The organism is Geodermatophilus amargosae (genome assembly GCF_900116515.1).
In the GTDB taxonomy this organism is placed as follows: Bacteria; Actinomycetota; Actinomycetes; order Mycobacteriales; family Geodermatophilaceae; genus Geodermatophilus; species Geodermatophilus amargosae.
Map to the genome: position 1 here is coordinate 185,361 of NZ_FPBA01000005.1, position 18,824 is coordinate 204,184.

The following is an 18,824-nucleotide window of genomic DNA, read 5'->3' on the forward strand; positions in this document are numbered from 1 at the left end:
CGGGCCCATGGAAACGGAGATCACCGTCGGCCACAACCACCCGCGCCGTACCGTCCTGCGGTCGGGAGACCACCTCAGCCGGCCAGCAGGGCGGGCAGGTCGCCGCGGTGCAGGACGACGAGGGTGCTCACCGCGCGGGTGAGCACCACGTACAGGCGGGACAGCCCGCGCGGCTCGGCGGCCACGATCGCCGCCGGGTCGGCGACGACGACGGCGTCGAACTCCAGGCCCTTGGCCAGGGTCGCGGGGACGACGGCGATCCGCGCGGCGGGCGCCCCGTCGTCGGTCAGCACCGCTGCCGGCAGCCCCGCGTCGCCCAGCATCCGCTCGACGTCGGGCACGGCGGCGTCGGTGCAGACCACCCCGATCGACCCTGGACCGGCCGCGAGGTCGGCCACCACCCCGGCCAGCGGCCCGGCGAGGTCGGTCACCGGCCGGACGGTGAGCGCGCCCGGGTCCCGCCGCACGGCGGTGGCCGCCGTCAGGCCGGGGGCGATCGCCGGCAGCAGCCGGTTGGCGTAGTCGAGGACCTCCCCCGGCACCCGGTAGCCGCGGGTCAGCGGGCGGACGGCGGTCCCCGGCCGGCCCAGGCCCGCGAGCGTGGGCGCCCAGTCCGCCGGCGACCAGGGGCTGGTGGCCTGGGCCAGGTCCCCGAGCACGGTGAGCGACCCGGCGGCCAGCCGGCGGGCCACCGCGCGGCACTGCAGCGGCGAGAGGTCCTGCGCCTCGTCGACGACGACGTGCCCGTAGCCCGCGGTCCGCTCGAGCAGCCCGGTCACCTCGTCGACCAGGACGGCGTCGGCCGCGGTCCAGGGCGCGGTGCGGACCGAGCGCGGCGCCGGCCGGTGCAGCAGCGCCTGCTCCTCCTCGGTGAGCACGCCCCGCGCGGCGCGGGCGAGGACGGCGGGGTCGCCGAGCAGCTCCGCGACCAGGCCGGCGGGGTCGCGGGCGGGCCAGACGGCGTCGCAGAACGCCCGGACCTCGGGGCTGCGCGCGGCCCGCCGGACCTCCCCGTCGGGAGGGCTGCCGCCGGCCTCCTCCTTCTGCCGCCGCGCGTCCCCGGCCAGCAGCATCGCCAGCCGCTCGCGGCCGGCGGCGTAGTGCAGGCGCTGCTGGTCGTCGGCGACCCGGCCGCGGCGGCGCAGGTCGTCGACGTACCGCTTGAGCCGCTCCACCGGCACCCGGTACCGGCGGCCGGCCAGCGGCACCATGACGTCGTCGGCGGGCTTGGCGATCGCGCCCCACAGCGCCCGCTCGAGCACCTGCGCCATGCGGGCGTCGCCCTTGAGGACGGCGACCTCCGGGGCGTCCTGCGCCCGCACCGGCACCCGGCCGGTGAGCTCGGCGACCGTCGTCTGGTCGACGTCGACCTCGCCGAGGGTGGGCAGCACCTGCTCGATGTAGCGCAGGAACGCCCGGTTGGGGCCGACGACGAGGACGCCGGTGCGCGCCAGCTGCCCGCCGTGCGTGTAGAGCAGGTAGGCGGCGCGGTGCAGGCCGACGGCGGTCTTGCCGGTGCCCGGGGCGCCCTGCACGCAGACCGACTCGGCCAGCGGGGCGCGGACGATCTCGTCCTGCTCGGGCTGGATCGTGGCGACGATGTCGCGCATGGGGCCGCTGCGCGGGCGTTCGATCTCCTGGAGCAGGACCCGGCTCGATGTGTCGGCCCGGAGCAGCGTGCCGTCGCCCTCTCCCCCCGCGCCGAGGAGCTCGTCCTCGTAGCTGGTGAGCTCGCCGCCGGAGAAGCCGAACCGGCGGCGACGGACCAGGCCCTGCGGATCGGCGGTGCTGGCCCGGTAGAACGGCCGGCTCATGGGCGCCCGCCAGTCGATGACCACGGGGGAGCCGGTGCTGTCCCGGACGTGCCGGCGGCCGATGTGGAAGGTCTCGGCCGTGCCGTCGGGTGCGCCGGCGTCGGTGCCGGCATCGGTGCGGCCGAAGAAGGCCGGGACGCCGGGGTCGGCGGCCAGGGAGCGCAGCCGCTCGGCGCGGGCGGCACCGAGGCGCTCGGAGGCCCAGGCGTCGACACCGGCGTCGACGACGGCGGTGGCGGCGGTGCGCATCTCGGTGAGGCAGTCGTCGGCGAGGGCCAGGTGGGCGCGCTCGGAGGCGAGGACGGGGTCGGTCGCGGTGGCGGTCCCGGTCGTGTCGGTCGGTGTCGCTGACACGGTCGGTGGACGTTACGCCGGACCGTGCCGTGCGTCACCCCCGTTCCCCGGGGCGCCGGTGTGACGCCGGGGGCCGGTGGGGAGGATCGGGCCATGCCCGACTCGATGCTCGCCGGCCGGCTCAACGTGCGCACCAAGCAGTTCGAGGTGAAGGAGGTGCCGCGCCCGACGCCCGGCCCCGGCCAGGTCCTCGTCGAGGTGCGCGCCGCGGGCATCTGCCTGTCCGACGTCCACCTGATCGACGGCCAGCTCAACCCGCTGTTCCTGCAGGGGGACGAGGTCACCCTCGGCCACGAGGTCGCCGGCGTCGTCGCCGAGCTCGGGGAGGGCGTGACCGGCGCGCAGGCCGGGGCGCGGGTCACGCTGCAGGCCGGCGAGGAGGTCGACGGGTAGATCCACACCCGCGGCGTCGACTACGACGGCGGCTGGGCGCAGTACGCGCTGTCCACCGTGGAGACGCTGGTGCCCATCCCCGACGACCTGCCCTTCGAGCAGGCCTGCATCGTCCCCGACGCGGTCTCCACGCCGTGGGCCTCGATCGTGAAGACCGCCGGCGTGCGCGCCGGCGAGCCGGTGGGCGTGTGGGGCATCGGCGGCCTGGGCGCGCACGCGGTGCAGCTGCTGCGGCTGGCCGGCGCGGCGCCGATCGTCGCCGTCGACCCGGTGGAGTCCGCCCGGGAGCGGGCGCTGGCCTTCGGCGCCGACCGCGCGCTGGACCCCTCCGAGGACATCGCCACCCGCGTGCGGGAGCTGACCGGCGGGGCCGGCCTGGCCCACGCGTTCGACTTCGCCGGCGTCGCCCCGGTGCGCGAGCAGGCCGTCCGCTGCCTGGAGCGCGGGGGCCGGCTGGTGCTCGTCGGCCTCACCGACCAGCCGCTGACCATCCGCAACGGCACCCAGTTCAGCTACTTCTCCCAGCAGGTCCTCGGCCACTACGGCTCCGAGCCCCAGCACGTGGAGCAGCTCATCGGCCTGATCCGGCACGGCCGCCTCGACCTGTCCCGCTCGGTCTCCGGCACGCTCCCGCTGGAGGAGGCCGCGCGCGGCGTGGAGATGCTCGAGCGCAAGGAGGGCAACCCGATCCGGCTGGTGCTGCAGCCCAACGGCTGAGCCGCGTCAGGCCGGGCGGTCGCCGGGCTCCACGATGTGGACCTGCACCGCCCGGAACTGCCCCGGCGTCCCCAGCAGGACCTCCTTCGTCGGCTCGCCGACCTCCAGCGCGGGCTCCCGGCGCAACGCCGCCAGGGACGCCAGGCGGGGGTCGGCGAGCACGGCGTCGACCATCCCCCGGTCGCCGCCGGTGAACAGCGCAGCCACCTCGCCGGCGTGCGGGATCAGGACGCGCGCGGCGGTGTCGGCGGCCGAGGTGACGACGGCGTCGGCCTGGTTTCCGCGGCGGCGGGCGAAGCGCTGCTGGCTCCAGCCGCCGGCGGCGCTGCGGCCCTGGACGAGGCGGCTGTCGACCTTGGAGACGACGAGGTCCGCGCCGTCGAAGACGCCGGTGGCCCAGCGGCCACGGCGCACCAGCAGGACCGCCGCGCGCCGGGGCTGCCGTGCCGCGGCGGTGAAGCCGGTCAGCAGCGGTGCCGACGGCGTCCAGCCGAAGGGAGCGCGCAGGGTCAGCGTGGTGCCGTCGGCGCACGACACGTCGAGAGCGCCGTCGTCGCCGGCCCTCGCCTCGATCGCCCCGTGCCGCGTGACGACGCCGTCCAGCCAGCGGCCCAGCCGCTCCGGTGCGACGCCGAGGACGCGGCCGCCGCCGGCCGCCGGCCGGGGGCGGGTCACCGGCTCAGCCGGTGACCTCACCGGCGAGCGCCGGCTCGGCGAGGTTCTCGGCCGGCACGTGCAGCAGCCGCTGCGCGGCGACCACGACCACCGCGGCGATCCCGGCCGAGGCCGTCGCGACGAGGAAGGCGGCATTGGCACTCACGGTGTCGACGATCTTCCCGGCGATCGAGGTGCCGACGGCGACCCCGAGGCCGAGCGCGGTGCCGATCCACGTGAACGCCTCGGTGACGGCGGACTTCGGCACGATCAGCTCGGCGAGGGTGAACGAGCTGATCAGCGACGGCGAGACGGCCACGCCGGCCAGCACGACGAACGGGATCATCAGCCAGACGTTGCTGATGAGCGTCAGCGGCACGGACAGCACGGTGAGCACCACCAGGACGACGAGCAGCCGGTGGCGCAGCGGGTGGCGCCAGTGCACCGCGCCCCAGCCGATGCCGCTGACCATCGACCCGACCGCGAGCCCCGCGATGAGCACACCCGAGAGCCCCATCACGCCGGCCTCGTCGGCGAAGGCGACCAGCGCGATCTCCAGCGTGCCGAGGATCGACCCGACGGCGGCGCCGACGACGAACAGCACGCGCAGGCCCGGCGTGCGGATGGCCGAGGGCCCCCTGCGCGCCTCGTGGCCGTGCGGTGGGGGCTCGGTGCGGCCCTGGGCCGCGAACAGCAGTGCGCCGACGACGGCGAGGGTGAAGGCGGTGACCACGCCCGAGGTCGCGTGCCCCGTGGTCGAGAGGAACGTGACCAGCACCGGCCCGACGATGAAGACCATCTCGTCGACGACGGACTCCATGGCCAGCGCCGCGGGCAGCCGCGAGGTGCCCCGGAGCAGGTGGGTCCACCGCACGCGGATCATCGAGGCGACCGGCGGGATGCACGCGCCCGCGACGCCGGCGGTGACGAAGAAGGTCCAGCGCGGCCAGTCGTCCTTCACCGCGGTGAGGAAGAGCGCGCCGGCCGCGGCGAAGAGCGCGATGACGGGGAGCAGCGTGCGGCGCTGGCCGAAGGTGTCGGCGAGCCGGCCGAGGACCGGGCCGGCCAGGGCGGTGGTGACCGCGCCGGCGGCGGCGACGGTGCCGCCGAGGCCGTAGGAGCCGGTCTCGTCGGCGATCAGCAGGACGCAGCCGAGCCCGACCATCGACAGCGGCAGCCGGCCGATGAAGGCAGCGAGCACCATGGGGAGCGCGTGCGGCGTGCGCAGCACGTGCAGGTAGGGACTGAGCACCGGGGCGGGACCTGTCGTCAGGGGGACGCTGGTTCGCCCGTCACGCTAACCGACGGCCGCACGCTCGGCTGGCAGACGGCTCCGTTGCGTGCCGACACGAGCACGGGCCCCGCGCCGGACGACGCTGTCCGGTGCGGGGCCCGCGTGGCCCCTCTCGGGGCACCGCCCCCGGTCCGTGAGGGACCGGCGGCGGAGACTCGTCAGGCGAGGCGGCTCTTGAGGATCTCCAGCTCGTCCCACATGGTGCTGGGCAGCTTGTCCCCGAACTTCTCGAACCACTCGGTGATCTGGGGGACCTCCTGCCGCCACTCGTCCTTGTCGACGGTGAGCGCCTGGCGCACCTGGTCCTCGGTCATGCCCAGGCCCGAGACGTCGAGCGAGCCCGGCGCCGGGACGTGGCCGACCGGGGTCTCCTCAGCGGCCGCGGTGCCCTCCAGGCGCTCGACGACCCACTTGAGGACCCGGCTGTTCTCGCCGAAGCCCGGCCACAGGAAGCCGCCGTCCTCGTCCCGCCGGAACCAGTTCACGTAGAAGATCCGCGGCAGCTTGGTGGCGTCGTGCGCCTTGCCGGTCTCGACCCAGTGCCGGAAGTAGTCCCCGGCGTTGTAGCCGATGAACGGCAGCATGGCGAAGGGGTCGCGGCGGACGACGCCGACGGCGCCGGTGGCCGCGGCCGTCGTCTCCGAGGAGAGCGTGGCGCCCATGAACACGCCGTGGTTCCAGTCCCGCGCCTCCGTGACCAGCGGGATCGTGGTCTTGCGGCGGCCGCCGAAGAGGATCGCCGAGATCGGCACGCCCTTCGGGTCGGTGTACTCCGGCGCCAGGATCGGGCACTGGGTGATCGGGGTGCAGAACCGCGAGTTCGGGTGCGACGACGGCTCGTCGGAGTCCGGCGTCCAGTCCTGCTTCTTCCAGCTGGTGAGGTGCGCCGGCGGCTCCTCGGTCATGCCCTCCCACCAGACGTCGCCGTCGTCGGTGAGCGCGACGTTGGTGAAGACCGAGTTGCCGTTGTCGATGGTGCGCATCGCGTTCGGGTTGGTGTCCCAGCCGGTCCCCGGGGCGACGCCGAACAGCCCGTACTCGGGGTTGACGGCGTACAGCCGGCCGTCCTCGCCGAACCGCATCCAGGCGATGTCGTCGCCGATCGTCTCGACCTTCCACCCGGGGATGGTCGGCTCGAGCATGGCCAGGTTCGTCTTGCCGCAGGCCGACGGGAAGGCCCCGGCCACGTAGTACGTCTTCTGCTGCGGGCTGGTCAGCTTGAGGATCAGCATGTGCTCGGCCAGCCAGCCCTCGTCGCGGGCCATCGCCGAGGCGATCCGCAGCGAGTAGCACTTCTTGCCGAGCAGGGCGTTGCCGCCGTAGCCCGAGCCGTAGGACCAGATGGCCCGCTCCTCGGGGAAGTGCACGATGTACTTGGTCTGGCTGCACGGCCAGGGCACGTCCTGCTGGCCCTGCTCCAGCGGGGCGCCGAGGGAGTGCATGGCCGGGACGAACGGCCGGTCGGTGCCCATCGCCTCGAGGATCCGGCCGCCGATGCGGGCCATGACCCGCATGGAGACGACGACGTACTCGGAGTCGGTGAGCTCCACGCCGAACATCGGGTTCTCGGCCTCGACCGGGCCCATGCAGAACGGGATGACGTACATCGTCCGGCCACGCATCGAGCCCCGGTAGAGCTCGGTCATGATCGACTTCATCTCGTCGGGGGCCATCCAGTTGTTGGTCGGCCCCGCGTCGGCCTCGTCGACCGAGCAGATGAAGGTGCGGTCCTCGACGCGCGCGACGTCACTGGGGTCGGAGGCGCACCAGAACGAGTTGGGCTTCTTCTCCAGGCGGGTGAAGGTGCCGGCGTCGACCAGCTTCTGGGTCAGCCGCTCCCACTCCTCGTCGGTGCCGTCCACCCACACCACCTGGTCCGGGGTGGTCAGCTCCGCCATCTCGCGCACCCAGGCGAGCAGCCGGGCGTGCGTCGTGGGGGCGTTCTCGAGACCGGGGGTGGCCACGGAAGTCACGGCGTCTCCATCCTCTGGGCACGCCGGGTGTCGACGGACACCGGCGCCGGTGCGTGCTGTGACCCGGGTCCGGCGGAACGCGTCCGGCCGTCCGGGTCGGGTCAGCGTACAAGCGGGGACACCCGCCTGTAACGGTGAGAGATGTTACGTCTAGGACGTCTATGTCCGCTCGGGGCGGTGACCGGGAACACTGCAGGTGGGAGCCGTGTTGAGGGGTCCACGTGACAAGCCTCACGCCCGGATCCGGAGCCCTTCCCGCCCTACTCACACCCCTGCGGCTGCGCGGGGTCACCCTCCCCGACCACTCCGCCCGCGACCTCACCGGCTCCCACGACACCTACCCGGTGCAGGCCGGCCCGCGGCTGGGCCGACGGGAGTTCCTCGGGAGGCTGGACCCGTGGACCGGCCCGGAGCCGGTCCAGGTGGCGGGGCGGTCCTGAGGTGGGGTCGCGCCGGGCGCTGCTGGCGGTGTCGGCCGTCCAGCTGGGCGCGGACGTCGCCGGCCAGGTCCTCGCGCTGCGCCGCCGGCACGCCTTCGACACGCCCGTGCTCGCCGGCTCCCCGGACACGGTCGGCCGCGACTCGTGGTGGGCGGGGACGGCGCTGAGCCCGCCGGCGTGGACGGTGGCGGTGCACGCCGGGGCGCTGGCGCGGCTGGCGGTCCGGCCCGACCCCCGGGCGGCAACCGTCCTGGCGTGGGTCGGCGCCGCCCTGGTGCCGGGCTATCTGCAGGAGCGGCTCGTCCGGCAGCGGCTCACTCCCGCGGGGGTGCAGCGGTCGGAGACGGCGGTGGTCGTCGTCGGCCTGGCCGCCGCCGCGGCGATGGCCGCGCTCGGCGCCCGGGCCTCCGGCGCCCGGCCGTAGCCGGCGGCGGCGTCCGGACCGCCGCCACGGGACGCCGCCCGCCGGTACGGTCCCCGGCCCATGCCGACCCGGTCCGCACGCGTCGCCGTCTCCACCGCCCAGCTCGCCGCGGGCCTGACCGGGGCCGCGAGCGGCTGGCCGCGCCGGCCGCCGACCCGCTGAAGACGGCGGTCGTCGTCACCGGACCGGGCCCGGCGGCGGCGATGGCGGTGCTGGGCCGGCCGGGCGCAGCCTCCTGAGGCTCAGGCCTGCGGCGCCCGGCCGTAGTCGGGGCCGGTCTCGGCGAGGAAGGTGTCCCAGTCGCCGGGTCCGCTGCGCCCACCGACCGCGGCGTCGAGCTTGTCGAGGTACCAGTGCCAGCCGAGGGCGAAGTCGGTGACGTCGGTGCCGGCGGCGAAGACCTGGACGAAGTGCAGCGTCGTCCGGCCGCTCTCCACGGCGAGGGCGAGCTCGACCCGCCAGTCCTGCTGCTCGGCCCACTCGACGACGAGCGTGCGCGGCGGGTCGCACTCGGCGATGCGCACGGCCTCCCCGACCGGCTGGTCCTCGTGCGTCATCGTCAGGGTCCCCTGGGCCCCCGGAGCCCGCTCCCCCTCGTAGGTGCCGAACCAGCGGGCCAGCCGGTCGGGCTCGGTGAGGGCGGCCCAGACGTCGTCGGGCCCCTCGGACCACGAGCGGCGGAACTCCAGCCGGAGACGGCCGTCGGGCAGTTCGGTGACCACACCCCGGCGGCTGGTGGGCGGGTCGGCAGGGCGCTGCAGGTCGGTCACGAGGGGTCTCCGTCCGTCGGGGTGTGGACCCGGGCCCGGCGGCCGCGGGCGATCTCGGTGTCGAGGGCGTCGAACCGCTGCGCCCACAGGTCGCGGTAGGACTCCAGCCAGTCGTCGACCTCCCGCAGCGGGCGCGGGTCGAGCGCGTAGAGCCGCCGGCGGCCCTCGACCCGGCTGGAGACCAGCCCGGCCTCGCGCAGCACGCGCAGGTGCCGGCTGATCGCCGGGCGGCTCACCGCGAACCGGCCGGCCAGCTCCCCCGCGGGCAGCTCGCCGTCCCGGAGCAGCGCCAGGAGCTGCCGCCGGGTCGGGTCCGCGAGTGCTGCGAGCGCCTCCACACCGGATGTGTAACACACGGGTTACGCGTCGGGCGAGGGGTTGCCGCCGAGGCGCCAGGGGCAGGGAGGACGCATGACCGTCACCGACCCCGACGTCCCGGACCCGCTGAACGACCCCCGGACGACGCAGGCCGACCCCGGCGCCTACGCCCAGGGCGCGGACCTGGCCTCGACCGACGACGACCCGGCGTCCACCGGCGAGGACGAGCTCACCGCCGACGACGCGGAGACCACGGCCGGGCAGACGCCGACCGACGACGCCGGCGGCGGGGACGTCACCGGCGGCGCGTTCTCCGAGGCGCCGCGCAACCCCGCCTGAGTGCCTGTTTCGCTCCGCGCCCGCGGGGCACCTGGACCGGCGTCCCACCCACCACGACGAGGAGGTCGCCATGGCCACCGGTGAGACCGGCTTCGAGGACGTCACGTTCGACCTGATCTCCGTGCAGTACCACTCGCTGAAGGCCGGGCACGACTACGGCCAGTACGTCCGGGACGCCGAGAACGCCGGCCTGGACGACATCGCCGCCTTCTTCCGCGAGGTCATGGAGCAGGACTCGGCGCGCGCGAAGCGCTGCCACGAGCTGCTGAAGAACATCTCGGGCACCGAGCAGGGCGGCCCGGCCACCCAGTAGCAGGACGACAGAGGGCCCCGCTCCGACGGGAGCGGGGCCCTCTGCCGTGCGGCCCCCTCCGGGGCACCGCCCCGAGCGTGCGAGGGGTGGGGAAGAGGGGGTCCTTCGTCAGACCGCGCAGGTGTCGCCGTCGCAGCCCTCGGCGGCGGGGACGGTGAGCAGCGGGTGGGCGTCGGCCCAGGCGCGCTCGAGCACCTGCAGCAGCAGCTCGGCCGGCTGGGCGCCCGAGGCGCCGTACTTCCGGTCGACGACGAAGAACGGCACCCCGGTGGCACCGAGCGCCTGCGCGGTGGCGACGTCGGAGAGGACGGCCGGGCGGAAGCGGGAGTCGGCCAGCGCCGCGCGCACCTCCGCCTCCTCCAGGCCCACCTCGACGGCGAGCGGGGCCAGCGAGTCGACGTCGAAGACCGGGCGGCCCTCCTCGAAGTACGCGGAGAACAGCCGCTCCTCCATGGCGCCCTGCAGCCGGTGCTCGGCGGCCAGGTGGGTCAGCTCGTGGGCCAGCAGCGTGTTGCCGCTGACGCCGTTCGCGAGGTCGTAGGACAGGCCCTCACCGGCGGCGGTCTCCTCGACGTGCCGCATCATCGCGCGCATGTCCTCGACCGGGCGGCCGTACTTGGCGGCCAGCGCCGGCAGGGTCGCGTGCGTCTCGCCCTCGGGGACCGACGGGTCGAGCTGGAAGGACCGCCACACGACCTCGACCTGGTCGCGGTGCGGGAACCGCTCCAGCGCGGTCTCCAGCCGGCGCTTGCCGATGTAGCACCACGGACAGACGACGTCGGACCAGACCTCGATGCGCACGGCCCGCTCAACCGCCGGGGGCGCGTGCTCATTCCGGCCGGTGCACCTCCGCCCTGGCCCGCCCGTCGCCGGGGGTGGGGTCGAGGAACACGTAGCGGACGCCCTCGTGGCGGGCGACCAGCCGGCGCTCGGCCTCGTCGGAGGCGCGCTCGATGTCGGCGACGGTCGCGGTGTCGGCGAAGTCGACCTTGGCCATGACGGCCAGCTGCCCGGGGCCGATGACCGTGGTGAGCAGGACCGGGACGTCGTCGACCTGGTCGAGCCCGGCGATCTCCGCGCGGAGCTCGTCCTGCAGCCGCGGGGCGACCGACTGGCCGATGAGCAGCGAGACGTTCGTGCGGGCCAGCGACCCGGCGACCACGAGCAGCAGGACGCCGATGAGGATGGCGGCGATGCCGTCCCACACCGGGTCGCCGGTCACCTGCTCGAGGAAGAGCCCCAGCGCGGCGAGGACGAGGCCGATCAACGCGGCGCTGTCCTCGAAGGTGACGGCCTTGACCGTGGTGTCGGTCGTCTCGGCGAGGTAGCGCCGCGGCGTCGTCCCCCACTTCTCCGCCGAGCTGCGCACCTGGCGCACGGCCTTGAGCCAGGACGCGCCCTCGAGGACGAAGGAGACCGCCAGCACGACGTAGGCGATCATCGGGGAGCCCTGCTCCTCGCCCTCGAGGATCGTCTCGACGCCCTGGTAGAAGGAGAAGCCGGCGCCGAGGGTGAAGGTGGCCAGGCAGGCGAGCAGCGCCCAGAAGTAGGTCTCCCGGCCGTAGCCGACCGGGTGCCGGGCGTCGGGGGCCCTGTCGCCGCGCTTGAGCGCGATGAAGAGCAGGACCTCGGTGATGGTGTCGGCCACCGAGTGCGCCGCCTCGGACAGCATCGCCGAGGAGTGGCTGATCAGGCCGCCGACCAGTTTGGCGATCGCGATGCCGAGGTTGGCCAGTCCGGCGACGACGACGGTTCCGGTGGACTCGCCGCCGCCGGACTCCCCGCCGGAGCCCTCCGTCACGAGGGCGTGGTCACGGGTGGGCACCGGCTCGCTCATGGCGCCTCCGGTGCCCCGTGGTTGTCCGACACAACCGTCCGGCGGACGGTGATGCGGCCGACCGTCAGCACGAGCGCGCCGACGGCGGCCAGCCCGGCGGCGGCCACCACGAGCCCGGTCGGGCCGGAGCGGCCGAGCACCAGCCCGCCCAGCGCGGCCCCCGCCGCGATGCCCACGTTCAGCGCGGTGATCGCGACCGCGCCGGCGACGTCGCGGATCGCGGGCGCGGCCAGCCGCGTGACGCGGGTCTAGAACACCGGCGGCAGCAGCCCGATGAGCACCCCAGACAGCGATGACCGCCACCGTGACGGCGGGGTGCACACCGAGCAGCAGCAGCCCGGCGAGGCAGCCGCGACGCCGTCCGGCGCTACCTCGGCACGGTCACCGTGGTGGAGGACGCCGGGGAGGTGCTCCGCGCGTAGTCGTGCTCTGGGTCCGGAGCGGACCCAGAGCACGACCGCGCGCGGGATCACCGGATGCCGACGAGGTCCACCACGAAGACGAGCGTCGCGCCCGGCTGGATGACGCCACCGGCGCCGCGGTCGCCGTAGGCCTTGTGCGCCGGGATGGTCAGCCGGCGGCGGCCGCCCACGCGCATGCCCTGGATGCCCTCGTCCCAGCCCTGGATGACCATGCCGACGCCCAGGCGGAACTCCAGCGGGTCGCCGCGGTCCCAGGAGGCGTCGAACTGCTCGCCGCCGTCGTGGGTGACGCCGACGTAGTGGGCGCTGACCAGGTCGCCGGCCTTGGCCTCCTGGCCCTCGCCCACCACGAGGTCCTCGATCACCAGGTCGGCGGGTGCCGGCCCGGTGGGGGGCTCGACGTCGGGGCGGCTCAGCTCGGCCATCGGTTCTCCTCGGATCGGGTGCCGGGCCGGGTCCCGGCTCGTCCGCTCCATCCAAACAGCGGTTCCACGGGGTCGCCGATCGGGCTACGGTCCCGCGGCGTGATCGACCACCTGGCGCTGCAGGTCGCCGACGTCCCGGCGGCCGCGGCGTTCTACACGACCGCCTTCGCCCCTGCCGGCCTGCACGAGATCATGCGGTTCGGGACCCCGGGAGGCCCGGTCGTGGGGATGGGCGGGCCCGACGGCCATCCCGAGCTCTGGCTGGGCCCGCTCACCGAGGGCACCGAGCGGCCCGTCCACCTGGCGCTGAGGGTCCCCTCGCGCTCCGCCGTCGACGAGGTCTTCGCACTGGTCAGGGAGCTCGGCGCCCCGGTGCTGCACGAGCCACGGGTGTGGCCGGAGTACCACCCCGGCTACTACGGCGCCTTCTTCCGCGACCCCGACGGCAACAACGTCGAGGCGGTGCACCACACGACCCCGGGCTGAACGGGTGCGCGGCGGCAGCGGTCGTGCTGGGCTGGCCCGGTGACCGTCGAGCAGCCCCCGTGGTGGACCCGCGCCGTCGTCTACCAGGTCTATCCGCGCTCGTTCCAGGACTCCGACGGCGACGGGGTCGGCGACCTCGGCGGGATCCTGCAGCGCATCGACCACCTCGCCGACCTCGGCGTCGACGTCGTCTGGCTCTCGCCGGTGTACCCCTCGCCGCAGGCCGACAACGGCTACGACATCAGCGACTACCAGGGCATCGACCCGTTGTTCGGCACCCTGGAGCAGTTCGACGAGCTGGTCGCCGCGCTGCACGCGCGCGGGATCAGGCTGCTCATGGACCTGGTGGTCAACCACACCAGCGACGAGCACCCCTGGTTCGTCGAGTCCCGCTCGTCGAAGGACTCCCCCAAGCGCGACTGGTACTGGTGGCGGCCGCCGCGGGAGGGCATGGCGGCAGGGCAGCCCGGGGCCGAGCCGACCAACTGGCACTCGCACTTCTCCGGCTCGACGTGGCAGTACGACGAGGCCAGCGGCGAGTACTACCTGCACCTGTTCGCGTGGAAGCAGCCGGACCTGAACTGGGAGAACCCGGAGGTCCGCCGGGCGGTGTACGCGATGATGCGGTGGTGGCTCGACCGCGGGGTCGACGGCTTCCGCATGGACGTCATCAACATGATCAGCAAGGACGTCGGCCCGGACGGCCGCCTGCACGACGGGCCCCAGCTGCCCGGCCTCCCCTACGGCGACGGGACGCCGTACTTCTACAACGGCCCGCGCATCCACGAGTACCTGCAGGAGATGCACCGCGAGGTCTTCGCCGGCCACCCCGACCAGCTGCTGCTGGTGGGCGAGATGCCCGGCGTCACCCCCGAGCAGGCCCGCCTCTACACCGACCCGGCGCGGGCCGAGGTGGACATGGTGTTCCAGTTCGAGCACGTCGGCCTGGACTTCGACGGCGACAAGTGGCACCCGCGGCCGCTGCGGATGCGCGACCTCAAGTCGTCCTTCGGGCGCTGGCAGGCGGGCCTGGCCGACGTCGGGTGGAACTCCCTCTACTGGGACAACCACGACCAGCCGCGCGCGGTGTCCCGGTTCGGCGACGACTCGCCGCGGTTCCGTCGCGACTCGGCGACCTGCCTGGCGACGCTGCTGCACCTGCACCGGGGGACGCCGTACGTCTACCAGGGCGAGGAGATCGGGATGGCCAACTTCCCGTTCCGTGCGCTCGAGGAGTTCCGCGACGTCGAGTCGCTCAACCACCACGTGCAGGCGGTCGCGCACGGCGCCGACCCGGCCGAGGTGCTCGCCGCGATGCGCCGGATGAGCCGGGACAACGCGCGCACGCCGGTGCAGTGGGACGGCTCCCCGCACGCCGGCTTCACCACCGGGACGCCGTGGATCGCGGTCAACCCCGACGCCGCCGAGTGGAACGCCGCCGCCCAGCGCGCGGACCCCACCTCGGTGTTCACCCACCACCGGCGGCTGATCGCGCTGCGGCACGAGGACCCCGTGGTGGCGACGGGCGACTTCTCGATGCTGCTGCCCGAGCACGAGGACGTGTACGCGTTCACCCGCAGCCTCGACGGCGACACGCTGCTCGTCGTCTGCAACCTCGGCCCGACGCCGCAGCCGCTGGCCGAGCTGCTGCCCGAGGCGGTCGGCGCCGGGGTCGTCCTCGGCAACCTGCCCGAGGACGACCCCACGGTCCTCCGCCCCTGGGAGGCCAGAGTCCTGCGCCCGTCGTGATGCCGTCCGGCCCCGTCCCGGGTCCCGCGCCGAGCCTGCGAGGGGTGGGAGGACGGGGTCCTTCGTCAGATCCGCGCGCTGACCACCTCGGGAGCGGACGCCTCCTCGGCGGGGACGTCGAGGGGGTGGGCGATCTCGTCGGCGGGCAGCCGCCAGGCCACGACGGCGACCAGCGCGAGCACCGGCGGCACGAGGCCGGCCAGCAGGAAGGTGCCGGTCAGCCCGACCACCCCGCTGACCGGGCCGGCCAGCGCCATGGACAGCGGCATGAACGCCAGCGACACGAAGAAGTCGAGGCTGGAGACGCGGCCGAGCAGCGCCGGGGGCACCCGCCGCTGCAGCAGCGTGCCCCAGATGACGGTGCCGGCCTCGAACGCCGCACCGAGCACCCCGGCCGCGGCGATCATGACCCACAGCTGCGAGGTCCAGCCGAAGACGACCATCGGCACGCAGCCCAGCCCCCACATCAGGTTCATCACCGTGAGGTAGCGCCGCGGCAGCCGGTACGAGGCGACGACGGCCGACCCGACGGCGCCGCCGATGCCGAACGCGGCCAGCACCAGCGCGTGCTCCGACGGCCCGCCGCCGGCCCGGTCGCGCACGGCGAAGGGCACCAGCACCTCGAAGGGGCCCATGAGCACCAGCACCATGAGCGAGGCGAACAGCAGCGTGGCCAGCAGCCACGGCGTCCGGACCATGTAGGCGACGCCCTCGCGGACGTCGGCGAACAGGCCGGCCCCGACGTCGTCGCGGCGCACCGGGGTGCTGGGCAGCGCGGCGACGCAGGCCGCCGCGGCGGCGGAGGTCAGCGCCGTGGCCAGCAGCGCGGCGCCCGGGGAGAACGCGGCGACCAGCAGGCCGCCGGCCGCGGGACCGGCCGCCATCGCCAGCCCCGGGCGGACGACGCCCTCGAGGCCGTTGGCCGCCAGCAGGTCCCCGGCCGGCAGCAGGCCCGGGACCAGCGCGGAGTAGGCCGGGTAGTACAGCCCCATCGCGATCCCCTGGGCCAGCCCGGCGGCGGCCAGCGGCCCGAGGGCGAGCGCGCCGGCCAGCGAGAGGACGGCGACCAGCCCGACCGCCGCCGTCTGCAGCAGCGCGACGCCGAGCAGGATCCGGCGCTGCGGGACGCGGTCGGCCAGGGCGCCGCCGAGCAGGGTGCTGGCCAGCATGCCGCCGGCCGACAGTGCGGTGGCCAGCGACAGGGCACCCGGCCCGCCGCCGAGGTCGACCACCTGCCAGACCAGCGCGACCGTCCACAGCCCCTGGGCCAGCAGCGAGAGCCCCATCGAGGTGGCCAGCACGCGGTAGGAGCGGTGCCGCAGGGGCGCGAGCGCGCGCGGCAGGCCGGCCATGGGGTTCCTCCTCGGGGGCGGCGGCGCACCGTCTGCGCCGTCGGGCCCATGCTCGCCGACGGGGGCGACAGGAGCAGCCGGTTTACGCGGACACCGCAGGAACGGTCGGATCCCGGTGGCTCCCGGCGGGGCGGCCGCCTAGGGTCCCCTCCTCGTGGGCCGGGTGGTCGAGGCGGTGCTCCCCGCCCGGATGGGGACGGCGTTCCGCTGGCTGATGGCGTCGTCCTGGGTGAGCAACCTCGGCGACGGCGTGGCGCTGGCGGCCGGGCCGCTGCTGGTGGCCGCGCGCACGCAGGACCCGCTGCTGGTCGCCCTCGGCGCCCTGCTGCAGCAGCTGCCGTGGCTGCTGTTCGGCCTGCACGCCGGCGTCCTGGCCGACCGGGTGGACCGCCGCGCGCTCGTCGTGGCCGTGGACCTGGCCCGGGCCGGGGTGCTCGCCGTCCTGGCCACCGCGCTGTTCACCACCGACGTCGGGCTGGTGCCGGTGCTGGCCGCACTGTTCGTCCTCGGCACCGCGGAGGTCTTCGCCGACACCGCGGCCGGCACCCTGCTGCCGATGGTCGTCGACCGCGCCGACCTGGGCATCGGCAACGCCCGCCTGACCGCGGGCACGCTGACGATGAACCAGCTCGCCGGTCCCGCCGTCGGCGGCGTGCTGTTCCTGGCCGGCGCCGCCTGGCCGTTCCTGGCGCAGGCGGTGCTCGTGGCGCTGGGCGCGGTGCTCGTCGGGCGCATGCGGGTCCCCCGGCCGGAGCGCCCGGCGCAGCGGGCCCGCGTCGGCCGGGACATCGCCGAGGGGCTGCGCTGGACCTGGGGCAACGCGGCGGTACGGACGCTGACGCTCACGATCGTGCTGTTCAACGTCACCTACGGCGCGGCCTGGTCGGTGCTCGTGCTGTACGCCGACCAGCGGCTGGGCCTCGGCGCGGCGGGCTTCGGCCTGCTCACCACGGTCGGGGCCCTGGGCGGCATCGTCGGGACGGCGTCCTACGACTGGCTCGAGCGGCACGTCGGCATGGCGACGCTCATGCGGGTGGGCCTGACCATCGAGACGCTGGTGCACGCCGCCCTGGCGCTGACCACCACGCCCTGGGTGGCCGCGGCGGTGCTGTTCGCCTTCGGCGCGCACGCCTTCGTCTGGGGGACGACGTCGCGCACGGTGCGGATGCGTGCGGTGCCGGCCGCCCTGCAGGGCCGGGTCGGGAGCCTCTACGCGATGGGCGTCTTCGGCGGCATCCTGGCCGGCCAGGCCGTCGGCGGCGTCGTGGCCCGGGTCTGGGGCGTCAGCGGCCCGTTCTGGTTCGCCTTCGTCGGCTCGGCGGTGCTGCTCGTGCTGGTCTGGCGGGAGCTCGGGCACGTCGGGCACGCCGACGAGGCCGTCGTCGCCACAGCCTGAACGGTCCCGAGCTCGGTCGTGCTCTGCCCACGGGTGTGGGCAGAGCACGACCCGCCACGGGAGTGCTACGTCAGGGGCGAGCGGGGCAGCATGCGGTCGCTGATGATCCGCTTCTGGATCTCGCTGGTGCCCTCGAGGATCGTGGTCAGCCGGGCGTCGCGCCAGTGCCGCTCCACCTGCCGCTCGGTGGTGTAGCCGTTGCCGCCGTGCAGCTGCATGGCCTGGTTGGTCACCCGCACCGCCATCTCGGTGGCCTCGAGCTTGACCATCGAGGCCTCGCGCTCGCAGCGCACGCCCAGGTCGATCAGGTGGGCCACCTGCCGGTAGAAGGCGCGCGACTGCTCGATCTGCGAGGCCATCTCGGCGACGGCGAAGCGCAGCGCCTGGAAGTCGCCGATCGGGTGGCCGAACTGCTCGCGCTCCTGCAGGTAGACCACCGAGTCCTCGAGCGCGGCCCGGGCCAGGCCGACGGCGCGGGCGGCGGTGTGCACCCGCGCGGTGTTCAGGAACTCCTGCGCTGCCGCGAACCCCGCGCGCTTGGCGGCCTCGCCCTGCTCGTCGCTGGCCGCCGCCTCGTCGACCACGTTGGCCCGGGGGATCCGGACGTCGTCGAAGACGAGGTCCCAGGTGAGGAAGCCGTGGTAACCGATCTTGTCGATCGGCGTGCCGGTGAGCCCGGACGGGAAGGAGCCGCGCTCCTTCTCCAGCAGCAGGTTGACCAGCCCCTTCGACCGGGACTCCCCCGGCTCGGGGTCGCGCTCGCGGACCAGCACCTGGATGAAGTCCGCGGCCTCGGCGTTGCCGCACCAGCGCTTGTGCCCGGTGACCACCCACTCGTCGCCGTCGAGCACGGCCCTGGTGGAGACGCCGGCGAGGTCGGAGCCGGCGTCGGGCTCGGACAGCGCGATGGCGCCGATCCACTCGCCCTTCGCGCTGCGGCGCAGCAGCTCCTCGCGCCGGGTGGCGTCGGCCACCGCCGTCCCGAGGCCCTGCGAGCGGGCCAGGATGCTGGCGCTGCTCATCCAGGCGCGGGCCAGCTCCTCGGAGACCATGCAGTACTCGAAGACGCCCAGACCCATCCCGCCGTGCTCGGCCGGCACGGTGATCCCGAAGTAGCCGAGCTCGGCCATGCGGGCCAGCAGCGACTCCGGAAGCAGCCCCTTCTGCGGATCGAGCTCGTTCGCGACCGGCAGCACCTCGTCAGTGGCGAACCGGCGGGCCTGCTGCTGCAGCGCCTCGCGCTCGGACGTGTGCCACGGCGGCAGCACCGCCGGCGGCTGGGGCTCGAGCAGCTCGGTGGGGCGCTCCTGGCTCGACGTCATCGTCGCGGGGCCTCTCTCCGGGGTCGGTGGGC

The 18,824-nt window shown here is 74.8% G+C and carries 21 protein-coding genes; 9 read left to right on the top strand and 12 right to left on the bottom strand.

The genetic code is table 11. The annotated features are described in order from the left end of the window. Positions 1 to 74: 74 nt before the first annotated feature. Positions 75 to 2,168: a HelD family protein gene (locus BM414_RS09665; protein WP_175551522.1), complete on the bottom strand. Its 2,094-nt coding sequence runs from the start codon at positions 2,166 to 2,168 to the stop codon at positions 75 to 77. Between the two features lie 93 nt (positions 2,169 to 2,261). On the opposite strand from BM414_RS09665, the gene BM414_RS30155 reads away from it, so the two are divergent. Next, complete coding sequence (locus tag BM414_RS30155) at positions 2,262 to 2,561, top strand: alcohol dehydrogenase catalytic domain-containing protein (protein WP_217644637.1); 300 nt, start codon at positions 2,262 to 2,264, stop codon at positions 2,559 to 2,561. A 69-nt stretch (positions 2,562 to 2,630) separates the two neighbouring features. Continuing rightward, on the top strand, positions 2,631 to 3,278 hold the full coding sequence (locus BM414_RS30160) for a zinc-binding dehydrogenase (RefSeq protein WP_217644638.1): 648 nt from the start codon (positions 2,631 to 2,633) through the stop codon (positions 3,276 to 3,278). 6 nt (positions 3,279 to 3,284) lie between these two features. Here the strand turns inward: BM414_RS30160 and BM414_RS09675 are convergent, their stop codons facing one another. The 3 genes from BM414_RS09675 to BM414_RS09685 form a co-directional block, all read right to left on the bottom strand. Then, positions 3,285 to 3,953 (bottom strand): acVLRF1 family peptidyl-tRNA hydrolase, encoded by a 669-nt coding sequence (locus BM414_RS09675; protein WP_093579219.1) that lies wholly within the window; start codon positions 3,951 to 3,953, stop codon positions 3,285 to 3,287. A 4-nt stretch (positions 3,954 to 3,957) separates the two neighbouring features. Next, on the bottom strand, positions 3,958 to 5,184 hold the full coding sequence (locus tag BM414_RS09680) for an MFS transporter (protein WP_093579220.1): 1,227 nt from the start codon (positions 5,182 to 5,184) through the stop codon (positions 3,958 to 3,960). 200 nt (positions 5,185 to 5,384) lie between these two features. Beyond that, positions 5,385 to 7,199 (bottom strand): phosphoenolpyruvate carboxykinase (GTP), encoded by a 1,815-nt coding sequence (locus BM414_RS09685; RefSeq protein WP_093579221.1) that lies wholly within the window; start codon positions 7,197 to 7,199, stop codon positions 5,385 to 5,387. Positions 7,200 to 7,420: 221 nt separating this feature from the next. Between BM414_RS09685 and BM414_RS29270 the strand changes: the two genes are divergently transcribed. Continuing rightward, positions 7,421 to 7,639, top strand: coding sequence for a hypothetical protein (locus BM414_RS29270; protein ID WP_093579222.1), 219 nt, complete (start codon positions 7,421 to 7,423; stop codon positions 7,637 to 7,639). Position 7,640: 1 nt separating this feature from the next. Then, positions 7,641 to 8,063: a hypothetical protein gene (locus tag BM414_RS09695; RefSeq protein ID WP_093579223.1), complete on the top strand. Its 423-nt coding sequence runs from the start codon at positions 7,641 to 7,643 to the stop codon at positions 8,061 to 8,063. 242 nt (positions 8,064 to 8,305) lie between these two features. Here BM414_RS09695 and BM414_RS09700 read toward each other — a convergent pair whose 3' ends face one another. Continuing rightward, a complete protein-coding gene (locus tag BM414_RS09700; RefSeq protein ID WP_245784607.1) occupies positions 8,306 to 8,833 on the bottom strand; it encodes an SRPBCC domain-containing protein in 528 nt (175 codons plus the stop codon). Further along, on the bottom strand, positions 8,830 to 9,171 hold the full coding sequence (locus BM414_RS09705; protein ID WP_093579224.1) for an ArsR/SmtB family transcription factor: 342 nt from the start codon (positions 9,169 to 9,171) through the stop codon (positions 8,830 to 8,832). The genes BM414_RS09700 and BM414_RS09705 overlap by 4 nt, the downstream gene beginning before the upstream one ends. 73 nt (positions 9,172 to 9,244) lie before the next feature. Here BM414_RS09705 and BM414_RS09710 point away from each other — a divergent pair, with 73 nt between their 5' ends. Both BM414_RS09710 and BM414_RS09715 read left to right on the top strand, forming a co-directional pair. After that, positions 9,245 to 9,490, top strand: coding sequence for a hypothetical protein (locus BM414_RS09710; protein ID WP_093579225.1), 246 nt, complete (start codon positions 9,245 to 9,247; stop codon positions 9,488 to 9,490). Between the two features lie 70 nt (positions 9,491 to 9,560). Continuing rightward, entirely contained in the window at positions 9,561 to 9,803 is a 243-nt protein-coding gene (locus BM414_RS09715) for an acyl carrier protein (RefSeq protein ID WP_093579226.1), read from the top strand. Between the two features lie 108 nt (positions 9,804 to 9,911). Here BM414_RS09715 and BM414_RS09720 read toward each other — a convergent pair whose 3' ends face one another. The 4 genes from BM414_RS09720 to BM414_RS09735 form a co-directional block, all read right to left on the bottom strand. Beyond that, positions 9,912 to 10,604 (bottom strand): DsbA family oxidoreductase, encoded by a 693-nt coding sequence (locus BM414_RS09720; protein ID WP_093579227.1) that lies wholly within the window; start codon positions 10,602 to 10,604, stop codon positions 9,912 to 9,914. Positions 10,605 to 10,632: 28 nt separating this feature from the next. Next, a complete protein-coding gene (locus BM414_RS09725; RefSeq protein WP_093579228.1) occupies positions 10,633 to 11,640 on the bottom strand; it encodes a cation diffusion facilitator family transporter in 1,008 nt (335 codons plus the stop codon). Then, positions 11,637 to 11,816, bottom strand: coding sequence for a hypothetical protein (locus tag BM414_RS29275; RefSeq protein ID WP_093579229.1), 180 nt, complete (start codon positions 11,814 to 11,816; stop codon positions 11,637 to 11,639). The genes BM414_RS09725 and BM414_RS29275 overlap by 4 nt, the downstream gene beginning before the upstream one ends. A gap of 293 nt (positions 11,817 to 12,109) precedes the next feature. Further along, positions 12,110 to 12,487, bottom strand: a complete 378-nt coding sequence (locus tag BM414_RS09735) for an FKBP-type peptidyl-prolyl cis-trans isomerase (RefSeq protein WP_093579230.1) — start codon at positions 12,485 to 12,487, stop codon at positions 12,110 to 12,112. A gap of 99 nt (positions 12,488 to 12,586) precedes the next feature. Here BM414_RS09735 and BM414_RS09740 point away from each other — a divergent pair, with 99 nt between their 5' ends. Both BM414_RS09740 and BM414_RS09745 read left to right on the top strand, forming a co-directional pair. Beyond that, the gene (locus tag BM414_RS09740) at positions 12,587 to 12,973 is read left to right on the top strand and encodes a VOC family protein (RefSeq protein ID WP_093579231.1); all 387 of its coding nucleotides are present in this window, start codon (positions 12,587 to 12,589) and stop codon (positions 12,971 to 12,973) included. Positions 12,974 to 13,012: 39 nt separating this feature from the next. After that, positions 13,013 to 14,722, top strand: a complete 1,710-nt coding sequence (locus BM414_RS09745; protein WP_093579232.1) for a glycoside hydrolase family 13 protein — start codon at positions 13,013 to 13,015, stop codon at positions 14,720 to 14,722. Between the two features lie 65 nt (positions 14,723 to 14,787). Here the strand turns inward: BM414_RS09745 and BM414_RS09750 are convergent, their stop codons facing one another. Next, positions 14,788 to 16,074 (bottom strand): MFS transporter, encoded by a 1,287-nt coding sequence (locus BM414_RS09750; RefSeq protein WP_093579233.1) that lies wholly within the window; start codon positions 16,072 to 16,074, stop codon positions 14,788 to 14,790. Positions 16,075 to 16,228: 154 nt separating this feature from the next. Between BM414_RS09750 and BM414_RS09755 the strand changes: the two genes are divergently transcribed. Further along, a complete protein-coding gene (locus BM414_RS09755; protein WP_217644639.1) occupies positions 16,229 to 17,470 on the top strand; it encodes an MFS transporter in 1,242 nt (413 codons plus the stop codon). 65 nt (positions 17,471 to 17,535) lie between these two features. Here the strand turns inward: BM414_RS09755 and BM414_RS09760 are convergent, their stop codons facing one another. Then, positions 17,536 to 18,792 carry an acyl-CoA dehydrogenase family protein gene (locus BM414_RS09760; protein WP_093579234.1) on the bottom strand — a complete coding sequence of 419 codons (1,257 nt, stop codon included), beginning with the start codon at positions 18,790 to 18,792 and terminating at the stop codon, positions 17,536 to 17,538. Positions 18,793 to 18,824 lie beyond the last annotated feature (32 nt).